Raw genomic sequence first — 1,373 nt, 5'->3', positions numbered from 1 at the left:
GTATTAAACTGAATTTTCTGTAATATAATCCAAGCATAAAAAAATCCTTTATACTGGTTGAGCGGTAGGTAACCATCCAAATCCAATACAAAGGACCATAAGCATGGATAAGTTTACACGAAAAACATCATTTGAACAATGGTTTACACCGATTTCTTCAACGAAATTAGAAGAATTAGTGGAAACCCATCATTTAAATACCTATACAAAGAAGCTACACATCACTTCATTCTTGAAATTACTCGTATTTGCACAACTCAACGAAATCGAAAGTTTACGTGCTGTCAGTGAGACATTGTTTTCAGACGACCTTCAAAAAGCAACGGATTTAGAATCGATTAGCTTTTCGCAATTAGGCCGCCGATTAAATCAAATTCCAACAGACGTGTTCCAGCAAGTTTTTCTGGATTTAGTCGCTCAGATTCATGAGAAATCTCAATATGAGCAGCGCCGGAAAACGACAACACCGCTGAAAATCATTGATTCGAGTACGTTGCCACTCAATTTGAATAATCACAAATGGGCGGAGTTTCGTAAAACAAAATCAGGTATCAAGCTTCATTTGCGCCTTGTTTACGCAGAAAAAGGCTGTTCCTATCCTGATAATGCGGTGCTGACAAATGCGAAAGAACACGATCGTGGCCAGCTAGAGGTACTCGTTGACGACAAAGAATGCATGTACGTTTTTGATCGTGGTTACTTAGATTATGAGCGATTTGACCGCATGATCGATGATGGCTATTTCTTCGTCTCACGCTTGCGAAAAAATGCGGTCATTCATGTCGTAGAGCCATTTAAACTGCCAATCGATTCAACTGTATTGTCGGATGAAATGATTCTGATCGGCACCACACAAAATCGTGCAGAAAATGTCTTTCGCCTCATCAAAGTGCTCGATTCAAAAGGTAACGAACTGCATCTAATTACGAATCGATTTGATTTAAGCGCCGATGATATCGCTGAATTGTACAAATCGCGCTGGGCAATCGAGTTATTTTTCAAATGGTTGAAGCAGCACCTGAACATCAAAAAGTTCTACGCGCAGAGCGAACAAGGCGTACATAATCAAGTGTATATCGCAATGATTGTCTATTGCCTAAATGTACTGGCACAGCTGAACACGAACAGTTCAAGGACGTACTTACAAATTAGTCGCTTACTCAAAGCGGCACCATGGAAATCCGCTCATTTATGGCTACGAAAAATCGTAGGGAAAACCGTGCCCTAAAGAATTTCACAGGTCTGTTGCACTCGTCAAAGGTTATAGTGAAAAAATGGATGTTAACTACCTCTATTCAAATGTCTTTGTTTTTCTTCTCATGAGTAAAAACAAGAAAACAGAAAATTCAGTCAAAATTTATGCGACACTAGTG

1 protein-coding gene is annotated in these 1,373 nt (G+C 39.3%); it reads left to right on the top strand.

The window, feature by feature from the left end:
• The first annotated feature begins 103 nt into the window (after positions 1-103).
• Positions 104-1,228 (top strand): IS4 family transposase, encoded by a 1,125-nt coding sequence (locus B1A98_RS19945; protein ID WP_063384314.1) that lies wholly within the window; start codon positions 104-106, stop codon positions 1,226-1,228.
• The last annotated feature ends 145 nt before the right edge of the window (positions 1,229-1,373 follow it).

The organism is Pseudobacillus badius, from assembly GCF_002189605.1.
Taxonomy (GTDB): domain Bacteria; phylum Bacillota; class Bacilli; order Bacillales; family Domibacillaceae; genus Pseudobacillus; species Pseudobacillus badius.
Note: the sequence above shows the minus strand (reverse complement) of the source record. Positions and strands in the feature narration are given on the sequence as shown.

What these genes read in the sequence shown, in the direction of transcription:
- B1A98_RS19945 (WP_063384314.1), top strand. Translation starts at nt 104, where the DNA reads ATGGATAAGTTTACACGAAAAACATCATTTGAACAATGGTTTACACCG.